Below are 21,047 nucleotides of genomic sequence, written 5' to 3' on the forward strand. Positions count from 1 at the left end.
CAAAAGCGGCTTGCAAAGCGTGCTTTCGAACGTCTGGTCAGTAACGAAAAGTCCCACTCACAGCACGAAAATCGCAGGTGGGACGGAAAAGACCGACAAGCTATTGATTTTGAAGGGGGAAGTTATGAAGTGGTGCCCAAGACCGGGATCGAACCAGTGACACTGCGATTTTCAGTCGCATGCTCTACCAACTGAGCTACTTGGGCACCGGGCTTAAGGTGAGACACCCGCTGCGGAAACGGGGTTTAGCTGATGATTCGCTCGGGATCAACCCTCAGTATGAGGATATTCTTCAGAGTCTTCTTCATTATCCTGCCTGAAGGACGGAACGCGGTAGTTACCGTTGAACCAGCGCCCCAGATCAATGTTTGCACAGTGCTGTGAGCAGAAGGGCCGAAAAGCCGGTTCCGTTGGACGATTGCAGATAGGGCAGGTGGCACTCATGACAGGCTCCAGCTTGCAGGGGATGCGTTTGGATCCATGACCAGCTCCAAGGGAGCGGCCCGGCGGGAAATGAAGTCGCTCATGGCTTCCGGATCGTTCTCCAGAGCCCTGACGAGAGAAATGGATGCTGTCAGAGTGCGACCCTTGCGGTCTTCTCGCAAAATGGTGCGGAGCACTGACAGCGCCCTCCCATGTGGGGAGGACAAAAGCTCATGCAAGGGAGGTCTGCGCCGCGGGCGAGTGATTTCCAGAAGGCCGGAAGGCGTGGCTCCGAGCACTTGCGACTTCAAAGGATCATCCAACAGGGCATTGCGCAGGAAGCTGACGAGGGCAGGTCTCTTGCGGGTTTTAACGCCTGCGGGATCAACCAGTAGAGTGCCTGACAGATTGCGGAGGCGGATCTGTCGCGCCAGGGCTGGAAAGCTTGCAACGTTTCCCTTGAAGTCAGGAGCGCTGGCGCTGTCCAGGTCTATGGCGACCAGGGCTGGGGTGGGAAAGATACTGGCCGTCAGTTGGCCAAGATCTGCAAATTCGGAGCCAAGTTCGTCAAAGTCGCTTTCCAGCGTGTCGTCAAAAGCCTGCCGGCATCGCTGAAACCGGGGGCGCAGTCGGGCCGGAAGGCGGGCGGCAATACCTGGCGCATCAACGTACAGAGGGGCGTCAGGATAGCGGTCTGCCAGCTCTTCCAGTGGTGAAGGACCGCATGCCAGAAGCGTCGGGGCAACAGGCATATCCGGCACAGGCTCTGCCTTACGCAGGCGCAGGCCCTTTCCATTCTGTGCGGAGCGGCTGACGCGGACGGAGATCAGTTCTCCTTGAACCAGCGCATCCCGGCAGGACAGAAAGCCATTATCTCCGTTGTGGAGTGTGACAAAGGCCCCACCCAGTGCAGGAGCTACCGTTCGGATGCGCGCAATATGCCAGTCATCAAACCCATCCGGAAGGCCGGGACGCCAAATGGCAGCATCCAGAAGAGTCTCATGGTCCGTAACCGCAATCCGCACATCGCCCGGAGAGCAGGCGGCGCGGATCTCGATCACGCGATCCACCCACCCTGACGACGGGGCTGCCCGCGCAGAAGCTGTGCAGTTTCGAACAACGGAAGACCTACGACAGCAGAGTAGCTGCCGCCAATCTGTCGGATATGAGCTGCGGCAGCTCCTTGGATGGCGTAGCCGCCAGCCTTGCCCTGCCAGTCTCCGTTGGCGATCAGTGCGTCGATCTGGCTGTCAGTCAGTCGGTGGAACGTCACGGCCGTTTCCACAAGGCGCTCATTAGCCACACCGTCTGGCCAAGCAGAGGTGGGACGCAGAGCCACTGCGGTCAGCACTTTGTGGTTTCGGCCTGAAAGCAGCCGCAGACACGCGCGTGCAGTCTGTTCATCCTCCGCCTTGGGGAGAATGCGTCGTCCAACCGCAACGACAGTATCCGCACCGATCACCAGAGCTGCATCCTGACGCTGTGCTGCTGCATGGTCAGCTTTCGCTCGGGCAAGACGCTGGACCAGCGCGCGGGGAAGTTCACCGGGGCGCGGTTCCTCATCCACATCTGTGCCGATGACGTCATCAGGCACGATTCCAATCTGCTTCAGAAGAGCCAGACGTCGGGGAGAGGCAGACGCCAGAACAAGCGCCGGGCGATCTGTCATGCCGTTTTCAGGCACAGGAGACTGGGAAAAGGGCATACGCCGCAGTCTCTTACTTGAAGCGGAACGTGATCCGGCCCTTGGACAGGTCGTATGGGGTCATTTCAACGTTCACGCGGTCACCAGCGAGAACGCGGATACGGTTCTTGCGCATCTTGCCGCTCGTGTGGGCGAGAATGGTGTGCTCGTTGTCGAGCGTGACACGGAACATGGCGTTGGGCAGCAGTTCCATGACGGTGCCGGTGAACTCGATAAGGTCTTCTTTGGACATGGGAATCCTTGCTTCAGGGACAGGGTAAAGGTCTGCGGATGGCAGTGGCCCCGATCGGAGCCTGAAAATCCAGTTCCGCTATGTGCGGACTGTCCGGCAAAAGGTCAAGCTTAACGCAGTTTTTCTGATGTTTTTGGCTGAAATGATCGTGGGCTTCCCACAAGACATGCGGATTGTCCATGCACCCGGTATGAAAAAGACAGTGGAGGGACGGCACCTTGGAAGGTGGATCATGTGAGCCGGTTCATGACCATCTTCGTCGCAAGGGAGAGATATCGTAGCTTCAGCTACAGAGGTTTTCTCTTTTCAAGGGTATAGAGAGCTATTTGCGAAGAGGAACATTTGCCCACCTCAATGAGAGGTGGGCAAAGACTTAGTGTTTGAGCTGGCCCAGACGAAGGGAAAGACTCAGAGCGTGAGCATCCAGCCCTTCCGCCTGTGCGAGAGCAACACCAGCGGGCCCGATCTTTTCAAGTCCGGCTTCATCCGCCTCAATGGTCGTTGTGCGTTTGATGAAGTCGAACACAGAAAGCCCTGATGCGAAACGGGCCGTGCGGCTTGTGGGCAGAACGTGGTTGGGGCCACCAACGTAATCGCCTACGGCTTCCGGGCAGTAGCGGCCCATGAAAATGGCCCCTGCATGGCGGATTTTTGCACTGAAAGCACGCGGTTCGTCGAGCAGTACTTCAAGATGTTCAGGAGCAAGCTGGTTCACAATCCGGGCGGCTTCATCCAGATCCCGAACGATAATGACTGCACCATGGTCTTCCCAGCTTTTGGCCGCGATAGCGGTACGGGGAAGGGTTTCCAGTTCTGTCTGGACAGCCACCGTTACGGCGTCTGCAAACGCGGCATCCGTGGTGATGAGAATGGCCTGTGCCTGTTCATCATGTTCAGCCTGCGCCAGAAGATCGACTGCTGCCAGACGGGGATCATTATTCCCATCTGCCACAACGACAACTTCCGAAGGCCCGGCGATGCTGTCGATGCCAACATGGCCAAAGACCTGTCGCTTGGCCTCCGCCACGAACGCATTGCCTGGACCGACGATCCGGTCCACCGGAGCAATCAGTTCTGTTCCGTACGCCATGGCGCCCACAGCCTGTGCACCGCCGATCCGATAAATTTCTTCCACGCCACAAAGGCGGGCCGCGGCCAGAACAAGTGGGTTCAGCACACCATCAGGAGACGGAACACACATGGCCACGCGTTGCACCCCAGCGACGCGCGCGGGAAGGGCATTCATCAGCACCGAGGAAGGATAAGCGGCTTTTCCGCCGGGCACATAAAGACCCACGGCATCCAGAGCCGTCCAGCGCATGCCAAGGCGGATTCCTTCGTCGTCCGTGAAATCCAGATCCTTCGGCATCTGTGCAGCATGGAACGCTTCAATGCGCCGGGCAGCGGTTTTGAGAGCATCCATCAGGTCTGAAGGGACAAGATCTGCCTGCGTGGCAATTTCTTCCGCGCTGATGCGTAGTTTTTCAGCAGGCAGAGTCAGGCGGTCAAAGCGGGCCGTATAGTCACAGAGCGCCTCGTCTCCGCGCTGACGAACGTCAGCTAAGATGGCTCGGACCGGCTCCGCAACGCTGCGCTCGTCGCTGCTGCGATCTGCCAGAAGGCTCGCAAGATCCTGTTCAAAACTGGCGCTCAGGGTGTCGAGACGTTTCATTTTGACGCTCCCTCAGTGTTGAGGGCTGCCCGGAATCGCTCGATCAATGCGCCAATCTCTTCAGGGCGCGTCTTGAGCGCAACGCGATTGACGATCAGGCGGCTTGTGACGTGCGCAATGGTTTCGGTTTCCATGAGGCCGTTGGCGCGGAGAGTGGAGCCCGTATCAACCAAATCTACAATCACACTCGCCAAATCAAGCGTAGGCGCAAGCTCCATGGCACCATTCAGGTGTACTATTTCTGCATTCACGGCGCGGGACGCAAAGTGACGGCGTGCAATGGTCGGATACTTCGTGGCGACACGCAGGCGTGACTGAGAGGCTGCCGGATCTTCAGTGACGGATTTGGGGCGTGCTACGGAAATTCGGCAGCCACCAATCCCGAGATCAAGCGGTGCGTAAATGTCCGGATAGTCGAATTCCATCAGGACATCTGCGCCACAGACACCGATATGCGCTCCACCATACGCTACGAAAGTTGCGACGTCGAAAGAACGGACGCGCACAACATCCAGATTTGGATAGGAGGTGCCAAATCGCAGCCGACGGCTGCTTTCCTGAAGGCAGTCCGCATCGGGTTCGATGCCTGTTCGTGTCAGAACGGGGGCTAACGCCTTGAGAATCCGCCCTTTTGGAAGGGCAAGGATCAGCGGAGAACCGCTTCGGTCAGAAGTGTCCGTTCCGGTCTGAGGCGCTGTCATGGGGCGTCTGTCCTTGCTGTCCGCAGCCAATGAAAAGAGAACAGCAGCGCATATCACGAAGCGGCGGTCTTCCAAAATTTCTTGACAGGGAGGGTGCACATCGATGCATCTTGTATGCATGTCTGCAAACATAGAGACATTGCTGTTTCCAACCCCTCTTTCTGCTGCGAGTGGCCTGCCCCTGCGCGCACAGATGCGGGAGCGTATCCTGACAGCGATAGGGTCTGGTCTGCTCTCTCCGGGAGACCAGCTTCCCACGATGCGGGCGTTGTCAGTTCATCTTCGGGTTGATCTCAACACTGTGCAGCGTGCTTACGCGGAACTGGAACGGCAGGGTGCCATCGAGACGTATCGGGCGCGAGGCAGCTTTGTGAGCCAGCATCCTCCATCGGCCGATATTGATCGAAAGAAGGGAGAGCTCATGGATCTCGCTGCGGCAACAATCGCCCGGAGCCATGCCTTGGGGCTCGATCCAGACGCGCTCCTCCGGGTCATGCAGCACCTTCTTGAAGCGTCTTCGCCCACAATCGCGCCAGATACCAGCGCCGGAAAGGCATAGTCATGATTTCGTATCCAACACTTCCATCGTCCATGTCGCGGCGCAGCAATGGCCTTCCTGTCAATTCGGTGTCTATTGCACTGGCTCTCGGGTGTATTCTGGCCGGCGGGGGCTTACAGGCTCTGACCTTTAACCTCGCCTTCTCGATCATCGGCGTGGTGCTGGGCGTTCTCGTCCTTCTGTCTCTGAAGATGTGTAATTCCTGGCAGCGTGCTCTGGTCTTGCGCGCTGGTAAAATTCAGGGTTTGCGGGGACCTGGGCTGTTTCTCATCATCCCTTTTGTAGATCAGGTCACCGAAGTGGTTGATCAGCGGATCAGGACGGTTCCGGTGCATACGCGGCAAACCCTGACGCGTGATACGACGCCGGTGGATGTGGATGCTGTTGTTTTCTGGATGGTTCATGATCCACTCCGCGCCATCACGGAGCTGGATGACTACGAGGGGTCCGTGTCCATGGTGGCACTGACGACCCTGCGTGAGGTGGTCAGCAGCTCTGATCTTGCCGTGTTACTGGAGGATCGTCGCAGAATTGATGACCAGCTTCGGGACCTGATTGAGGTCAAGACGCGCGAATGGGGAGTCACGGTGCAGGCCGTTGAGATCCGTGATGTTCAGCTGCCAGATAATTTGCAGGATGCGATGAGCCGTCAGGCGCAGGCAGAGCGTGAACGTGCAGCGCGTGTTACGCTCGCCAGTGCCGAACGTGCTGTTGCTGTGGAACTGGCGGCTGCAGCCAAAACATATGAAGCTTCCCCGATTGCCCTGCAGATTCTTCAGATCAACCGCGTTTTTGAGATGAACAAAAACCGTGGAACGACCATCCTGATGCCGACCACCATGGCCGACGCGATGGGCAGTGCGACCGCCTTTGCCGCGGCCGTGCAGGCTGCAACGCAAACGGATTCTGAAGCACCATCAGCCTGAATCACGTCAGAACATGGCTTTTGATGAGAGGCTCCAGCCAGTCCACGAATGTTGTCACACGATCACCAGCGGAGTGCCTGTGTGGATATAGAATGGTCATGGGCAGAGCCTCTGCGCACCATTCAGGCATCACGCTGACGAGCTCTCCAGCCTGAATATGCTGCTGCACGTCATAGGCCGGAATCTGGATCAGACCCAGCCCGGCCAGGCAGCAGGCAATGAGGGCTTCAGCATTATCAACCGTCACACGACTGGGTGGCGAAGCGGTTCTGGTCTCTCCGCCCTCCTGCCATTCCCATTCTTCCGGTCGGCCAGTAACGGGGGATGCATATCGCACCACATAATGATCGTTCAGGGCATCTGGGTGGGCAGGGCAGCCAAACTGGTCAAGGTAGGCCGCACTCGCGACGTTGATCAGATTGAGTTCTCCGATCCTGCGGCTGATGAGACCGGAGTCTTGCAACGGCCCTACGCGCAGAACGCAATCTGCTCTGTCTTCCACCAGATTGATGGCTCTGTCCGTGACGCCAAGATCGACGGACAAACCAGGGTGACGGGATAAAAAATCGGGTAAAGCCGGAGCAACAATGAGGCGCCCGATCCTGCCCGGCATATTGACCCTTACGACACCACTGAGGCCGTCACGGTCTTTCCGGAACAGCGTTTCAATGTCCTCCACCTCTCCGATGACGCGCAGGCACCGCTTGTAAAAAGCCAGTCCGTCCTGAGTGGGAGAGACCGCGCGCGTGGTTCTGGCGAGCAAGCGTGTTCCTGCTCGCGTTTCCAGATCACGAATGGCTGTGGAGATGGTCGAACGTGGCATGTTCAGCATGTCAGCCGTGCGTGTGAAACTGGAGGTTTCAACGACTCTGGTGAAAATGCGGAAGAGGTCGATCCGGTCCAAAAAAATCTCCGCAGAGCAGGGCCCTGAGTTTGTTCGTGATTCCTGACAGGTGTCGTCAGGAATACAGCCTTTGTTGTGTTCCGTCAGACGGTAGCCTGCGCGTTCCATTTCAAAAACGCGGAGACCGGATCATGACAGATCACAGTATCAAAGGAAAAACGGTTCTTATTGCTGGGGGCGCCAAGAACCTTGGCGGCCTGATCGCTCGGGATCTTGCGGCTCATGGGGCTCGGGCCATCGCCATTCACTACAACGGTGCAGCCACAAAACCCGATGCGGACGAAACGGTCGCGGCTCTCAAAGCCCAGGGTGTGGAGGCCGTCGCCTTTCAGCAGGACCTGAGAGCCGCGGGTGGGAACACCAAGCTGTTTGCTGACACTGTGGCTGCGATTGGTCGGCCGGATATTGCGATCAATACGGTTGGCAAGGTGCTCAAGAAGCCGATGGCAGAGACGTCTGAGCAGGAGTTCGACGAGATGTTCGACGTGAACACGAAGTCGGCTTTTTTCTTCATCAAGGAAGCTGGAGAACATCTTAACGATAACGGCAAGATTCTAACGCTCGTTACGTCACTTCTGGGAGCTTACACACCGTTCTACTCCACCTATGCGGGAAGCAAAGCGGCTGTTGAGCATTTCACCCGGGCTGCTTCCAAAGAGTACGGTGCACGAGGCATTTCCGTGAATGCGATCGGTCCCGGGCCAATGGATACGCCCTTCTTCTACGGGCAGGAAGGTGCGGATGCCGTCGCATATCATAAGACGGCTGCTGCCCTGTCAGCTCTGAGCAAGACCGGCCTGACCGATATTGAGGATGTTGTCCCCTTTGTCCGGACGCTTGTGTCTGATGGCTGGTGGATGACGGGTCAGACCATTCTTGTGAATGGTGGATACACGACCAAGTAAGAAAAAAGGGCTGCCAGGGGTTTTCTCCCTGGCAGCCCTTTGCAGGCTCAGAATGTCGCGTTGATACGGCCGTAATAGTAGCCGCCGTTGATCGGCACCTGTGCAGAGTTGGAGTCATAGACAGCGGCACCGTAGGAGCTCAGCTCTTCTGGCAGTCTGCGGGGACGAATGTTGAAGACGTTGTTGCCGCCAACAGCCACATGCCAGTGCTCGTTGAAGCGATAGCCGACTTCAAGATCGGTCAGCCAGCGCGGTGTGTTCTTGAACTGACCAAAGCAGGTGTTGGAGTAACGAAGGGCAGCTCCTCCCGCAGCAGCACAGGTGGCAGAAGCTGGCGTCCAGTCCTGATAGGTCATCATGCTGGTGGTTTCGCCGTAACGCGTCTGACGCACGTTGATGTCCCACTTGCCGACTGTGTAGTAGGCGTTGAGGATGATCTTGCTACGCGGGTAGCCCGTCGTGAGATAACCAATTGTCTGCGCATTGAGCAGCGGGTTGCCGTTTGTATCGCTGGCAACATGATGCATGCGGGTACGGTTCAGATCCAGCGCCATGCTGAGGGCGAGATTACCGTAACGATGCAGGTGGAACGTGTAGTCAGCCTTGATGTCCAGGCCCTGTGTCCGCGTGCTGGCAACGTTGGCAAAGTAATAGGCCGAGACGTTGCTGATATCAAAAGAGTTGACGGGCAGCGCGTAACCCATGGCCTGAATGGCGTCGACAGCCGCCTGACCCTTCGTGGTTCCACCTTGCGAAATGCGGTTGCGCAGATTGATCTGATAGACGTCTGCCTCCACATGGAAGCCCTTGACCGGTTCCACGACGACGCCGCCACTGGAGCTTACGGAATATTCGGGCTTGAGCGGGCTGGCACCCAAGATCTGTGCTGCTGCGGAGCTGACAGGCAGAAGGCCACTGGCGCTGGTCGGGCTCACACTCATCGTGCTGTAGTGCTGCTCGGCGAGGGTCGGGGCACGGAAGCCTGTGCTGATCGTTCCGCGGAAGGCCAGCCAGGGCGTTGCGTCGTAGCGTGTGGAGACCTTGCCGTTCTGGGCATTGCCAACGTCTGTGTAATGCTCGAAGCGGCCTGCGAAATCCAGATCCCAGTGCTTCAGAGGGTGGAAATCGCCGTCGATATATGCGGCCCAGATGTTTCGGCTCCAGGAGCCCGCATTCTGTGGTCGCAGACCAGCATAACCCTGCGTACCACCAACTTCGTAAGAAGCGGGTTCACCAGCGACGATGTCATACATCTCGAGGCGATGTTCACCCCCAAAGGCAAGAACCATCGGGACGGTGTTGAAGATGTTGATCTTCCGGCGGAAATCCAGATTGTTGGTCCACTGGGCATTACGGTAGTTCAGCGCGCGCACAGTCGTGGGAGACCAGCCACACCCGGTGGAGGAATAATTGGCGACGTTGCCGTTGTTGCAGGTAGAGCCCAGCATACCGGTGTTGGCCGTGTTCTTGTTGCTGATCTTATCCTGATCTGCACCGTAAACCGTGCTCAGATCCCAGTCGAAGCCATAGAAATCATGCCCTTTGAGGCCGAGTTCACCGGCGTAGTCGTCTTCATCAATGACTTCGAGCGGAGAAAAGCCGGAAGGATACAGCGTTGGAGCAATGCTGGGGACACGGTAATTCTGAATGGCTTCGGCATGCCGATGGGCGTAGGTCACCTGTCCATACAGATCGATTTTTTCAGTAATCGGCTTCCCGAAATCAATCCCCAGATTTTCACGGGTTTCTTCGGGGGTGCTCATGATTTTGTTAGAATTTTTCGGCACGTTCACGGCATTGGCCACAACGCCTGTATAGTAGCCATTGGTGTTGGCGCCTGCCGGCCAGCTTCCCAGAAGGCGATGGTCATTCGCGCCAGCAACAAAGTGATCCGTGTGATAAACCTGCCCGCTGATGTGCATGAAACCATCATGGCCAAGTTTGAAGCCACCATCAGCATTGAGCTGATACTGCCATCCGTCTCCGTTATAGGCGTTCGCGCCAGTTTGAGCGGACATGTTCAGGCCGTGATTCTGCTTCTTGGTGATGATGTTCACCACGCCTGCAATCGCATCGGAGCCGTACATGGCTGCTGCGCCATCTTCCAGAACTTCGATGTGGTCGATCATGTTTGCCGGGATCATATTCAGATCGACTGGCGTGGAGCCAAATTGGGGCCCGGCGTTCTGTACGATGTTGGCTGTGACGTGGCGGCGCTTGCCATCAATCAGGATCAGCACCTGGTTTGGGTTAAGGCCACGCATCCGGATTGAGGACGTGAGAGCGGCGGTATCACTTCCCTTCGCAGAGACGTTGATCGAAGCATAGGTGCGGGTCAGGGCATCAGCCAGATTCATCTGGCCGGACCGTCGCAGCGTTGCGGCGGACACGACTGTTACCGGGCTCGAGCTGTCTCGAGCCCTTTTGTTACTGGCATGTGTCCCCGTAACGATCATGCTCTCATTGCCGCCTTCAGCAGCGTGATGCTGCACAGCCTGTCGCTTCACTGCCGTGGGCGTTGTTGCTGCCTGAGGCGTGGCATGACGATGGATGGTTTTGGGATGAGTATTCGCCGTTGCCGTACGTGTTGCGGCAAAAGCATGGGTTCCGACGGTGGACGCCAGGAGAGACGTTGTTGCGAAGAAAAAGAGACGCCTTGATGACATACCGTCGACTCCCAATAAGCTACGGTCTTCTGCAGCACCAACGCTGCTGTCATTATTCATAACGAACTCGTTACGTCTGGCTATGCAAATTCTGATACCGAAATGTTTTGTCATTCTGAAAAAGAAACAAAGGCCGTAATCAGTAAATTGCGGCCTTCTGGAACATTCAGATTTTGAAGATGTCAGGCGGTCTTGTTGAAGGCCGCTACAATATTGGAGAGGTTTCTCTGCCTTCGTGTCGCAAGCCGTGCAGCAGTCAGAACAGATCTGGCTTGAGAGATAGCTGTATCGAGGTCAGAATTAATGATCGTGTGGTCAAACTCTGCCCAGTGAGAAATTTCATCCAGCGCGGCTTTCATGCGCTTTGCAATTTCTGCCGGGTCGTCAGAGGCCCGTTTGTGAAGCCTGCGTTCCAGTTCTTCAAGCGACGGTGGCAGAACAAACAGGCTCACTACGTCTGCGGGGAGGGCGGCTCTCAGCTGGCGATGGCCTTGCCAGTCAATGTCAAAGACCATGTCATGACCGGCCTCTAATGCCTCCTCAACGGGCGCGCGTGGCGTGCCATAGCCACGGCCGAAAACTTCTGCCCATTCCAGAAGCTCTCCGGCGTCTGCCATTGTGCGAAAGGCTTCGATATCCCGGAAGTGGTAATGAACCCCTTCGACTTCCCCGGGGCGCGGCCCACGGGTCGTCACGGAAACAGAGTGCTTCAATGATGGCTCTGACGCACGAAGGGCGTTTGCAATCGTGGATTTACCCGCACCGGAGGGGGCTGAAATCACCAGGCAGACACCGCGTCGGGGCTGTTGGATCATGAGGGTCTCCTTGATGTTTCCTGAGGCAGGACAATGTCGCTGCCTCTAGCCTGAAAACCCCTTGTCTGACCAGATGTTCCTCAGGTTTCGGACTGAAGCTGGGCTGTTATTGCGCTGCTGAGAGACCGTCTGCGGGATCCGCCAAGGATGTGGCCGAGGGGGGCCAGAACCTCGATATGGTCACAGATGATCTTGAAAACGGCGAGCATCGGGACGGACAGGAAGGCGCCGGAAATGCCCCACATCCAGTCCCAGAACAGAAGAGACCCCATGACGAAAACCGGGTTCAGCGTGAAACGCCGGGCCAGAAGCATAGGGGTGATGGTTTCTCCTTCCAGCACATGAATCAGCAGGTAGATGGAAGGGGGAACCAGTGCATAAAGCAGGGACGGGAAGGTAAAGAGCCCTACAACGAAATAAACCACCATTCCGGTCAGGGGGCCGATGATCGGGATGTAGTTGAGCAAAAAAGCCAGAACCCCCCAGAGCAGGGGATTGGGCATGCCCGTTGCCCAGCACTGGATCATGTTCGCAAGCCCCACCAACAGGTTCATCATCGTGATGGTTGCAAGGTAAAGCGAGACATTCCGTTCGATCTGGGTCGTAATCTGAACGAGCCGACGCTTCTTCCGGAATGTGGGCATGATTTCCACAATCCGGCGTAGCAGTGTGTCCCCTTCCGTCATGAGGAAGAAGAGCATCAGCAGCATGGAAAAGAAGCCGCCTGCAATTTCCCTGGTGCCCGCGAGAACCGACGTTCCAAGGCGGCTGAGGGCATTCTCTCCACCAATCGGAGCCGCTACGGCATGAGAACCAGAGGGTCTGTAGCCGCCGAACATCCCGGAAAGCCGCATGTAATCCCGCTGCATGACTTCAATCGGCCCTCGCATGACGGCCAGTTTGCTCTGAAGAGCAGGGAGGGTCTGTGGTGCGCGGGAAATCCATCCCGCCGCGGGGACGGAAATCGTGGTCGCAATCCCTCCAACCACGCCAAACATGGCAACGATCAACAGAAGGGCAGCCAGATGTTTGGGAAGATGAAGCCTCTGCCGAAGGAAGCGCATAGGGGCGATCATCATCAGATTGACGACTAGTGCGAACACGAACGGCAGAAGAATGGGGGCTGTGAAGTATAGAGAGTAGAATACGGCCAGAATCGTCAGAATCAGAACGCAGATGTCCCGGACGTTCAGGTGCTGACGTAATATGTTACGGTCGAGCGTCGGATCTGGCAGCTCATCGTTATCCCGCGGAGGGGGCCAACTTGGGCCGGATGCATCCTCTTCCGGCGGAAGAGAGCCTTTCTGGCTGGAAACTGCGGAAGGCTCTGTCGGACGGCCGGACATGTTTGATGCCTGAAGCGGAGAAGGGTGACGTCAGGGTAAAAGCCCTGACAGAGGACACAGTTGCGTGTTCTGCCCAAAAACCCTCTTGAACTCCAGTGGGAAGAGGTAACTAAATAATGATCAGAGCTGGTGGGGGTCTGCCCTGCTGGCGAACCTGGAGCTAGGAGAACAGCCATGGCTTGGAACACGCCGAAAGTTACCGAAATTCCGCTAGGCGCAGAAATCAACTCGTACGTCTGCGGCGAGAAGAAGTAATTATCTTTTCCCTTTCGGGGAAAATGGCGGCCGCCTCCCACAGGGGCGGCCGTTTTCTGTTCATGCTTCCCAGACGGTTTTCTGAAAAATGATTGATGTCATCGTGCTCGGCTCCGCGGCCGGCGGTGGTTTCCCCCAATGGAACTCCGCAGCGCCGGGTTGTGTAGCCGCCCGCACGCGACAGGGCGCACGCCCTCGCACTCAGGCCTCCATTGCCGTGAGTGCTGATGGAGAGCACTGGTTTGTTCTCAACGCCTCCCCTGATCTCCGGCAGCAGATTATCGAGACTCCGGCCCTTCACCATCAGGGCAGTCTGCGCGGGACCCCGATCCAGAGCGTCATTCTCACCTGTGGTGAAATTGACGCCATTACGGGTCTGCTGACCCTGCGGGAACGTGAGCCTTTCACGCTCATGGGGAGTGACTCCACACTGGAGCAACTGGCGGCCAATCCGATCTTCGGTGCGCTCGATCCTGCAATTGTCCCGCGCGTTCCTCTGACGCTTGATGCGCCTACCGCTTTAAAGCTGAAGGATGGCAGCCTGTCAGGTCTGACGCTCACAGCCTTTGCTGTGCCGGGGAAAGCTCCGCTTTATGCAGAAGCCGAAGGTTCCCGACCTGATGAGACACTGGGTGTGTCCATCACGGATGGAAAGCAAACGGTTCTGTTCATCCCCGGCTGCGCTCACATCACACCAGAAATCATCGAACGTGCCGCTCAAGCGGATCTGCTGTTTTTTGACGGCACCCTATGGCGCGATGATGAAATGATCCGCGCAGGGCTGAGTCCCAAGACAGGTCAGCGTATGGGGCACGTTTCTGTCCGGGATAGTGGTGGCCCGGTGAAGTGCTTCGCGTCCTGCTCAAAACCGCGTAAAGTCTTGATTCACATCAACAACTCGAACCCGGTTCTGATGGAAGACAGTCCGGAACGCAAAGACGTCGAGAACGCGGGGTGGACCGTGTCCGAAGACGGCATGACTTTCAGACTGGAAACACCATGACACTCCTGACCCCTGATCAGCTCGAAGCTCGTCTCCGCCAGATTGGTGCTGAGCGCTATCACAACCGTCATCCGTTCCACCGCAAGCTGCATGACGGGCTTCTGACGAAGCAGCAGGTGCAGGCCTGGGCCCTGAACCGCTACTATTATCAGGCGAAGATCCCGGCCAAGGACGCCACGCTCCTTGCTCGCCTCCCGACCGCCGAGCTGCGCCGCGAATGGCGTCGCCGCATCGAGGATCATGACGGTACAGAGCCGGGAACAGGTGGTGTCGCCCGGTGGCTCGTACTCACGGATGGTCTGGGTCTTGATCGGGACTATGTGGAGAGCACGGACGGCCTGTTGTCCGCGACGCGCTTTGCTGTGGATGCGTATGTGAATTTCGTGCGTGATCAGTCCATTCTGGCCGCTATCGCATCCTCCCTGACCGAGCTGTTCTCCCCCACGATCATCAGCGAACGTGTCTCGGGGATGCTGCGGCACTACGACTTCATTTCTGAAGAAACGCTGGCCTATTTCACCCCACGCCTTACGCAGGCTCCTCGGGATTCCGATTTCGCGCTGGCCTACGTGCGGGAGAATGCTCGAACGCCAGAACAGCAGCGCGAAGTTTTGGGTGCTCTGGAGTTCAAGTGCTCCGTTCTGTGGTCCATGCTGGATGCGCTGGATTACGCGTATGTGGAAGGGCACATCCCGCCGGGCGCTTTCGTCCCATGAGCGTGACGGAAGAGACCGTCCTGTCCTTTGCGCGTGGTCATCGGTTGCAACATGACCGTGTTCGGGATGTCTGGCTTGTTCAGGCTCCCGAAAAGGCTTTCATTATCGAAGGCGCCGCCCCACATATCCTGGGTCTTGTGGACGGGGAGCTGCCTGTTGGCTCTATTATAGAGAAGCTGACGGAACAGTTCTCCGCCCCGCGCGAAGTCATCTCCACAGATGTTCTCGCGCTTCTTTCTGATCTGACGGAAAAGGGCGTTCTGCGCGCATGACCTTGCCCCAGCCACCGATGAGCCTTCTGGCTGAACTGACCCATCGTTGTCCGCTTGCCTGCCCATACTGCTCCAATCCGTTGGATCTGGAACGCAAGGCGGCAGAGCTGGATACGGCTGGATGGAGGCGGGTGCTTGAACAGGCGGCGGAGATGGGCGTCCTGCAGGTTCACTTCTCGGGCGGTGAGCCTATGGCCCGGCCGGATCTGGTCGAACTGGTGACGCTGGCACGAAAGCTGAATCTTTATACAAATCTCATTACGTCCGGCGTCCTGCTGGATGAAGCCAAACTTGATGCACTGGATAAGGCCGGGCTGGATCATATCCAGCTTTCTTTCCAGGATGTGACGGAAGAGGGCGCCGAACGCATTGGCGGCCTGAAAGGCGCGCAGCCTCGCAAGCTTAAAGCCGCCCGGCTGATTCAGGCGTCCGGGATGCCCATGACGTTGAACTTTGTTGTTCACCGGGAAAATGTCGCGCGCATTCCACAAATGTTTGAGCTGGCACGTCAGCTTGGGGCTGGCCGCGTCGAAATTGCTCATACCCAGTATTATGGCTGGGGCCTCAAAAACCGCGATGCGCTGCTTCCCAGCAGAGAACAGCTCGAAGAGTCTACGCGTGCTGTAGAAGCCGAGCGTGAGAAGGGAGGTCTGGCCATTGACTATGTCACGCCAGATTATCATGCAGACCGTCCCAAGCCCTGCATGGGCGGCTGGGGGCAGCGGTTCGTGAACATCTCCCCGTCTGGTCGCGTTCTTCCCTGCCATGCTGCGGAAATCATTCCGAATGTAACCTTCCCGAACGTACGGGATGAATCGCTGGCCGAGATCTGGAACAATTCCCACCTGTTCAACATGTTTCGTGGAACGGAGTGGATGCCGGAAGCCTGCAGGGCCTGTGACCGCAAGGAGATCGACTGGGGAGGCTGTCGTTGTCAGGCGCTGGCTCTGACAGGGAATGCCGCCAACATGGACCCGGTTTGCAGCCGCTCACCATTTCATGACATCGTCGAGAAGGCGGTGGAGCAGGCAGAAACGCCTGAACTGGTTTACCGTCGCTTCTGAAGTTTTGTACCGAGTTTCCCATGCCCGTTCCGGACATTGACCAGTTTCACGCTATCTCCATTAGTGCGCTTGCTCACAAGCTTGCGGCGGAGGGGCGCAGCATCATCCATATGGAATTTGGTCAGCCCTCCACTGGTGCGCCGAAGGAAGCCATTGAACGGGCACAGCATATTCTGGCGACAGATCCCATGGGATACTGGGAAAGCCAGCCACTCAAGGAGCGTATTGCCCGGCATTACCAGGAGACCTACGGCGTCGCCGTTCAGCCAGAGCAGGTAATCCTGACCTGCGGCGCCTCTCCGGCGCTTGTCCTGGCTCTGACGAGTTGTTTTGTGCCTGGGCAGCGTATTGCGCTCGCGCGACCGGGTTATGTTGCTTACCGCAATACGCTCCGCACACTTCATATGATGCCGGTGGAAATGCCTTGCGGAGAAGCGGAACGCTTCCAGTTGACGGCAAAAGCCGTGGCCGAGCTGGAACCTGCACCAGACGGTCTTATTATTGCCAGCCCTGCCAATCCAACGGGGACAATTCTGCCAGACAGTGAATTGCAGTCTATCATTGATGTCTGCAAGGCCCGTGGAATCCGGATTGTATCAGACGAGATTTATCATGGTCTGAGCTACGGGGAGCCCGCCCATAGTGTTCTGGAACATGACTCAGACGCGCTTGTGATCAACAGCTTTTCAAAATACTTCAGTATGGCTCCGTGGCGGCTGGGATGGCTGATTGTGCCATCGGACAAGATAGATGCTGCCCGGGCGCGCATGGGAAATCTTTTCCTCACACCATCGGCGCTGAGTCAACATGCAGGACTGGTCGCTTTTGACTGTCGGCAAGAGCTCGATGGCCATATTGAGACCTATCGTCGAAACCGCGATCTGCTTCTTGAAGCTCTGCCCTCGCTTGGCCTGACGCATATCGCACCACCGGATGGTGCATTCTATATTTACGCGGATATTGGACATCTCACAGAGGATAGTCTGTCGTTCTGTCGTAAGCTTCTTCTGGAAACGGGGGTCACGACGGCGCCTGGTGTAGACTTCGACCCAGTCAATGGTAATCGCTTCATGCGGTTCAGTTTTGCCGTTTCCACTGATCGGATTGAAGAGGCTGTGCGTCGCATGACGCCTTGGTTTCGGCAGCAGGCCAACGAGAGGGCTTTAAGCCAAGACGACTGAGACCGTCTTGGCTTATTCGAGTTAGGCTACCGGCACGTTCCGAAGGAAAGCTACGCTTTCCACGCAGGCCGCGGCAGCTTCACGGCCTTTGTTCTCAGCGTCTTCGCGTGAACGGGCAACAGCCTGTGCTTCGGTGTAAGTTGTCAGGATACCGAACGCGACTGGTACTTCCGTTGCGAGCTGAGCCTGCATGATACCGATGGTTGCACCCAAGGAGATAAACTCAAAGTGCGCGGTGTCTCCCTTGATGACGCAGCCGAGGCAGATCACGCCTTCATATTTGCCCGATTTAGCCAGTCGCTGAGCAAGAAGCGGCAGCTCAAACGCCCCCGGAGCATCATAGACGTCCACATCCGTGATGCCGCGCTCTTCCATCCATTCGAGCGCCCCATTCTTCAGGCCACCTGTAATGCCAGTGTTAAAACGGCTGACGATGATCGCCATTTTGGGGGCTGGAGAAAGGCGCAGGTCAGGGGCGACGGGGATATGCTTGCTCATGCGGGCTGTTCCTGAAGGAAATGGCCCATCCGCGTCCGCTTGGTGGCGAGATAGGCCCGGTTAAAAGGGTTGGCTTCAATTTCCAGTCGCTCGCGGGACTGCACATCAAAACCGAAGCGAACAAGATTGGATTCCTTGTCCGGATTGTTCGTCAGAAGGCGAAGGGACGTGACGCCCAGATGCCGGAGCAGGTCAGCGGCTGCATCCCATTCACGGGCATCCGCGGGCAGGCCCAGAGCCTCGTTTGCCTCCACTGTGTCCATGCCACCATCCTGAAGCTCATAGGCCCGGATCTTGTTGGCAAGGCCAATGCCCCGGCCCTCATGACCGCGCATATAAATCAGCACGCCACATTCAGACGCCGAGATCCGCTCAAGAGCCTCCCGAAGCTGAGCGCCGCAATCGCACCGCAAAGACCCCAATACGTCACCCGTGACACATTCTGAGTGCAGTCGAACCAGCGGGGTTCCCTGAGACGGATCTCCCTTCACGAGGGCCACGTGTTCGACACCGTCTACGGCCCGGAAGGCATGAATCTTCAGATCATGGCCACCGAAAATGCTGGGAAGAGCAGACACAGCCACCATTTCACCGGCAGCAGGGACTGGTGTGCTGATCAGTTGAGCATCATCCACGGAGCCACGCCCGTGCTCGCGGCACCACTCCTGCAAGTCCGCAATACTGACGACTGGCATTCCATGCTTTGCGGCGAAGCGGCGTAATTCGGGCAGGCGCATCATGCTCCCGTCGTCCGCCATGATTTCGCAGATCACACCAGCAGGCTCGAGGCCAGCGAGGCGCGCAATATCGATCGACCCTTCGGTGTGGCCGTTACGGGCGATTACACCCTCTGGGTGCGCGCGCAGAGGAAAGATGTGGCCCGGCGAAATGACATCGGCTGCTGTTGCGTCAGGGCTGGCAGCAACAACGATTGTCCGGGCACGGTCTGCGGCCGAAATGCCAGTGGTTACGCCTGTGGCCGCCTCAATGGAGACCGTGAAGGCCGTGCCGCGCGGGTCACGGTTGCGGCTAACCATGGGGGGTAGACCAAGACGGTCCACCTGCTCAGCTTCCAAAGGAAGGCAGACCAGACCCCGCGCTTCACGCACCATGAAATTGATGGCTTCCGGAGTAGCGAACTGTGCCGCCATGACCAGATCGCCTTCATTTTCACGGTTCTCGTCATCAACCATGACGACCATGCCACCTGCGCGAATGGCTTCGATGGCAGCTTTCAGGGATGGCTTCATGACGCAACCTTTCCAAGTGTAGGCGAGAAGCGCAGCAGGTTTTCGACGTACTTGGAGAGTACATCGACCTCCACGTTCATGCGTGTTCCGACTGTGAGGGACGAGAGGTTGGTATGGTCCCAGGTATGTGGGATGATTGTCAGACCAACCTCAAATCCGGACTGGTTTCCCCGAACAACATCATCATGCAGTTCGTTAACCGTCAGGCTGATCCCATCGAACGTGATGGAGCCTTTTTCCACGACATACTGGCGCAGGGCCTGTGGGACGAAAATGCGGAGGGCGTAAGAATCTCCGGATTTTTCGACACTGGCAAACGTCGCAACATTATCGACATGTCCCTGCACGATATGCCCGGACAATCGGGTATTGGCTGCGACCGCACGTTCCAGATTAACGCGGGAACCGGCTTTGAGCTGCTCGAGAGGCGTCCGGGAGAGAGTTTCGCCGCTCAGATGAAATGTTGCCACCCCAGCCGCATCGAACGTTTCAACCGTCAGACAGACGCCATTCACTGCGACGCTTTCGCCTAGCTCAAGATCAGGAAAGCCTGTCTCGACAGTCAGGTCCATGGCCTTGTCACGGAGGGAGACGGCTTTGACAGTACCCAGACGCTCTATGATTCCAGAGAACATGCGCTTTCCCTCAGCAGTCGTAGCGGGCTCTCGTCCCGCGATTGAAGTTCGATGTGATCAGTGTCGCCGTCTTTGCGGATGGTCAGCCAGTCGTCCCATAGACCAGCGTCGGACACTGTTTTCAGAAGGGATGGACCGGCTTCCACCATGGCCCAGTTCACGCCGCGCTCGGCCAGCATGGCAGGGACGGAGAGAAGGTCAGGAGTGACCAGAACCGTGAACCCGGCCTGTTCCATCCCGTTTTTCCAGTCTGCGGGCAGGCGCCCTTTCCGGTCACACACCACAAGAAGGCGTGGGCCTCGATCCGCGTGATCCGCTACCCGACGCACTGTAAAGCGCGGCTTGTCAGCCAGAACCGTACCAATGCCCGTGATGATGGCATCGGTAGCGCGGCGAAGACGATGAGCCAGCGTCAGTGAGGCTTCGGACGTGAACGTCGTCTGTCCCATCGGCGGAATCATCGTACCATTTGAATCCAGAGCCTGCTTGACGCTGATCCACGGACGATGACGAACGACGCGGCTCAGGAAAGGCGCCAGAAGGGCACGGCAATCGCGCTCAAGATCAGCCATTTCCGGGACATCCGAAAGGAATGTCACGCTGCGCCCGTTTGGCATCTCCCGCAGCCGCTCTGCGCCGCCCGCAGCCTGCGGATTAGGATCAGCAACGCCGATCCAGACATGCTCGACGGGACTATTGCGGAGCGCTTCACTGCAGGGAGGTGTACGCCCCGTGTGATTGCAGGGCTCAAGCGTCACAATCGCGGTGCGCACATCGCCCAGAACGCCGGCATCGCGAGCCTGTGCAAGAGCCATTGCTTCTGCATGAGGCTGCCCGACCCTCGGATGAACGCCGATGGTGAGAACACGACCTTCTGCATCGAGCAGTGCGCATCCGACAGACGGATTGGGAGATGTTGCTCCCAATGTGTCGGCCGCACGGTCAATAGCCATCCGAAATCCTGCTCGGATCTGGCTGGCACTGACGGCACTGGAAAAGGCGGTTTGTTTCAACAAGGCTGCGGTCACGGTCCCATTATTCGGGACGTTCGCAGGGCGCACGCCACCCTTAACCGATGTTCGCAGTGGGAGAGTGCGAAAATGCACGGTCCTCCCACCCGAGCAATCGGGCAAGTGCTGCGTTCTCTCTCATCCGGACTATGACCGTCGGCTCCGGAGTCTCACCGGATCTGCTTGACCCTTCCTATCCGTGGATAAGAAGGCGCTCGCGGGCTTAGGAGGGACCGAAATCCCTTCAATACCGCCGGTGGGGAGTTTCACCCCGCCCCGAGAACGTCTGTTCAGTCAGGAATATGAGAC

General features: G+C 57.4%; 23 protein-coding genes, 1 tRNA gene and 1 riboswitch. Of the genes, 9 read left to right on the forward strand and 15 right to left on the reverse strand.

Annotated features, from left to right (window positions below):
- Positions 1-130: 130 nt before the first annotated feature.
- The 7 genes from KP702_RS04420 to hisG form a co-directional block, all read right to left on the reverse strand.
- Positions 131-206, reverse strand: a tRNA-Phe gene (locus KP702_RS04420).
- 61 nt (positions 207-267) lie between these two features.
- Positions 268-444 carry a DNA gyrase inhibitor YacG gene (locus KP702_RS04425; RefSeq protein WP_202206901.1) on the reverse strand — a complete coding sequence of 59 codons (177 nt, stop codon included), beginning with the start codon at positions 442-444 and terminating at the stop codon, positions 268-270.
- Positions 441-1,484, reverse strand: coding sequence for a ribonuclease E/G (locus KP702_RS04430; protein WP_215768571.1), 1,044 nt, complete (start codon positions 1,482-1,484; stop codon positions 441-443). The genes KP702_RS04425 and KP702_RS04430 overlap by 4 nt, the downstream gene beginning before the upstream one ends.
- Entirely contained in the window at positions 1,481-2,128 is a 648-nt protein-coding gene (locus tag KP702_RS04435; RefSeq protein ID WP_215768572.1) for a nucleoside triphosphate pyrophosphatase, read from the reverse strand. Before KP702_RS04435 ends, KP702_RS04430 begins: the two co-directional genes overlap by 4 nt.
- Before the next feature lie 13 nt (positions 2,129-2,141).
- On the reverse strand, positions 2,142-2,360 hold the full coding sequence (infA, locus tag KP702_RS04440; protein WP_007282896.1) for a translation initiation factor IF-1: 219 nt from the start codon (positions 2,358-2,360) through the stop codon (positions 2,142-2,144).
- 373 nt (positions 2,361-2,733) lie between these two features.
- Complete coding sequence (gene hisD / locus KP702_RS04445) at positions 2,734-4,032, reverse strand: histidinol dehydrogenase (protein WP_215768573.1); 1,299 nt, start codon at positions 4,030-4,032, stop codon at positions 2,734-2,736.
- The gene (gene hisG / locus KP702_RS04450) at positions 4,029-4,733 is read right to left on the reverse strand and encodes an ATP phosphoribosyltransferase (protein ID WP_233126082.1); all 705 of its coding nucleotides are present in this window, start codon (positions 4,731-4,733) and stop codon (positions 4,029-4,031) included. Before hisG ends, hisD begins: the two co-directional genes overlap by 4 nt.
- Before the next feature lie 118 nt (positions 4,734-4,851).
- Between hisG and KP702_RS04455 the strand changes: the two genes are divergently transcribed.
- A complete protein-coding gene (locus tag KP702_RS04455) occupies positions 4,852-5,292 on the forward strand; it encodes a GntR family transcriptional regulator (protein WP_215768574.1) in 441 nt (146 codons plus the stop codon).
- A gap of 2 nt (positions 5,293-5,294) precedes the next feature.
- Complete coding sequence (locus KP702_RS04460; RefSeq protein WP_064275205.1) at positions 5,295-6,218, forward strand: slipin family protein; 924 nt, start codon at positions 5,295-5,297, stop codon at positions 6,216-6,218.
- Between the two features lies 1 nt (position 6,219).
- Here the strand turns inward: KP702_RS04460 and KP702_RS04465 are convergent, their stop codons facing one another.
- Complete coding sequence (locus KP702_RS04465) at positions 6,220-7,122, reverse strand: LysR family transcriptional regulator (RefSeq protein WP_202206906.1); 903 nt, start codon at positions 7,120-7,122, stop codon at positions 6,220-6,222.
- Between the two features lie 131 nt (positions 7,123-7,253).
- On the opposite strand from KP702_RS04465, the gene KP702_RS04470 reads away from it, so the two are divergent.
- Positions 7,254-8,027 carry an SDR family oxidoreductase gene (locus tag KP702_RS04470; RefSeq protein WP_202206907.1) on the forward strand — a complete coding sequence of 258 codons (774 nt, stop codon included), beginning with the start codon at positions 7,254-7,256 and terminating at the stop codon, positions 8,025-8,027.
- 47 nt (positions 8,028-8,074) lie between these two features.
- Here KP702_RS04470 and KP702_RS04475 read toward each other — a convergent pair whose 3' ends face one another.
- From KP702_RS04475 to KP702_RS04485, 3 genes are all read right to left on the reverse strand, one after another.
- Positions 8,075-10,693: a TonB-dependent siderophore receptor gene (locus KP702_RS04475; protein WP_202206908.1), complete on the reverse strand. Its 2,619-nt coding sequence runs from the start codon at positions 10,691-10,693 to the stop codon at positions 8,075-8,077.
- Between the two features lie 182 nt (positions 10,694-10,875).
- Positions 10,876-11,508 carry a guanylate kinase gene (gene gmk, locus KP702_RS04480; protein ID WP_202206909.1) on the reverse strand — a complete coding sequence of 211 codons (633 nt, stop codon included), beginning with the start codon at positions 11,506-11,508 and terminating at the stop codon, positions 10,876-10,878.
- 80 nt (positions 11,509-11,588) lie between these two features.
- Complete coding sequence (locus KP702_RS04485) at positions 11,589-12,854, reverse strand: AI-2E family transporter (RefSeq protein WP_202206910.1); 1,266 nt, start codon at positions 12,852-12,854, stop codon at positions 11,589-11,591.
- A 174-nt stretch (positions 12,855-13,028) separates the two neighbouring features.
- Between KP702_RS04485 and pqqA the strand changes: the two genes are divergently transcribed.
- The 6 genes from pqqA (at position 13,029) to KP702_RS04515 (ending at position 17,345) form a co-directional block, all read left to right on the forward strand.
- Positions 13,029-13,109: a pyrroloquinoline quinone precursor peptide PqqA gene (pqqA, locus tag KP702_RS04490; RefSeq protein ID WP_010502998.1), complete on the forward strand. Its 81-nt coding sequence runs from the start codon at positions 13,029-13,031 to the stop codon at positions 13,107-13,109.
- Positions 13,110-13,197: 88 nt separating this feature from the next.
- Complete coding sequence (gene pqqB / locus KP702_RS04495) at positions 13,198-14,112, forward strand: pyrroloquinoline quinone biosynthesis protein PqqB (protein ID WP_202206911.1); 915 nt, start codon at positions 13,198-13,200, stop codon at positions 14,110-14,112.
- Positions 14,109-14,828, forward strand: coding sequence for a pyrroloquinoline-quinone synthase PqqC (pqqC, locus tag KP702_RS04500; protein WP_215768575.1), 720 nt, complete (start codon positions 14,109-14,111; stop codon positions 14,826-14,828). The genes pqqB and pqqC overlap by 4 nt, the downstream gene beginning before the upstream one ends.
- A complete protein-coding gene (gene pqqD / locus KP702_RS04505; protein WP_064275210.1) occupies positions 14,825-15,100 on the forward strand; it encodes a pyrroloquinoline quinone biosynthesis peptide chaperone PqqD in 276 nt (91 codons plus the stop codon). The genes pqqC and pqqD overlap by 4 nt, the downstream gene beginning before the upstream one ends.
- A complete protein-coding gene (pqqE, locus tag KP702_RS04510; protein WP_215749663.1) occupies positions 15,097-16,164 on the forward strand; it encodes a pyrroloquinoline quinone biosynthesis protein PqqE in 1,068 nt (355 codons plus the stop codon). The genes pqqD and pqqE overlap by 4 nt, the downstream gene beginning before the upstream one ends.
- 20 nt (positions 16,165-16,184) lie before the next feature.
- Positions 16,185-17,345 carry a pyridoxal phosphate-dependent aminotransferase gene (locus tag KP702_RS04515; RefSeq protein WP_215768576.1) on the forward strand — a complete coding sequence of 387 codons (1,161 nt, stop codon included), beginning with the start codon at positions 16,185-16,187 and terminating at the stop codon, positions 17,343-17,345.
- Between the two features lie 21 nt (positions 17,346-17,366).
- Here the strand turns inward: KP702_RS04515 and ribH are convergent, their stop codons facing one another.
- Genes ribH through ribD form a run of 4 tightly spaced genes read right to left on the reverse strand, consistent with a single transcriptional unit; the run spans position 17,367 to position 20,681 of the window.
- The gene (gene ribH, locus KP702_RS04520) at positions 17,367-17,843 is read right to left on the reverse strand and encodes a 6,7-dimethyl-8-ribityllumazine synthase (RefSeq protein WP_202206914.1); all 477 of its coding nucleotides are present in this window, start codon (positions 17,841-17,843) and stop codon (positions 17,367-17,369) included.
- Complete coding sequence (gene ribB, locus KP702_RS04525) at positions 17,840-19,093, reverse strand: 3,4-dihydroxy-2-butanone-4-phosphate synthase (RefSeq protein WP_215768577.1); 1,254 nt, start codon at positions 19,091-19,093, stop codon at positions 17,840-17,842. Before ribB ends, ribH begins: the two co-directional genes overlap by 4 nt.
- Complete coding sequence (locus tag KP702_RS04530; protein ID WP_064275216.1) at positions 19,090-19,728, reverse strand: riboflavin synthase; 639 nt, start codon at positions 19,726-19,728, stop codon at positions 19,090-19,092. The genes ribB and KP702_RS04530 overlap by 4 nt, the downstream gene beginning before the upstream one ends.
- Positions 19,710-20,681: a bifunctional diaminohydroxyphosphoribosylaminopyrimidine deaminase/5-amino-6-(5-phosphoribosylamino)uracil reductase RibD gene (gene ribD, locus KP702_RS04535; protein ID WP_252348572.1), complete on the reverse strand. Its 972-nt coding sequence runs from the start codon at positions 20,679-20,681 to the stop codon at positions 19,710-19,712. The genes KP702_RS04530 and ribD overlap by 19 nt, the downstream gene beginning before the upstream one ends.
- Positions 20,682-20,864: 183 nt before the next feature.
- Positions 20,865-21,026: riboswitch (FMN riboswitch) on the reverse strand.
- Between the last annotated feature and the right edge of the window lie 21 nt (positions 21,027-21,047).

The organism is Gluconobacter sp. P5B12, from assembly GCF_018812035.1.
Classification (GTDB): Bacteria; Pseudomonadota; Alphaproteobacteria; order Acetobacterales; family Acetobacteraceae; genus Gluconobacter.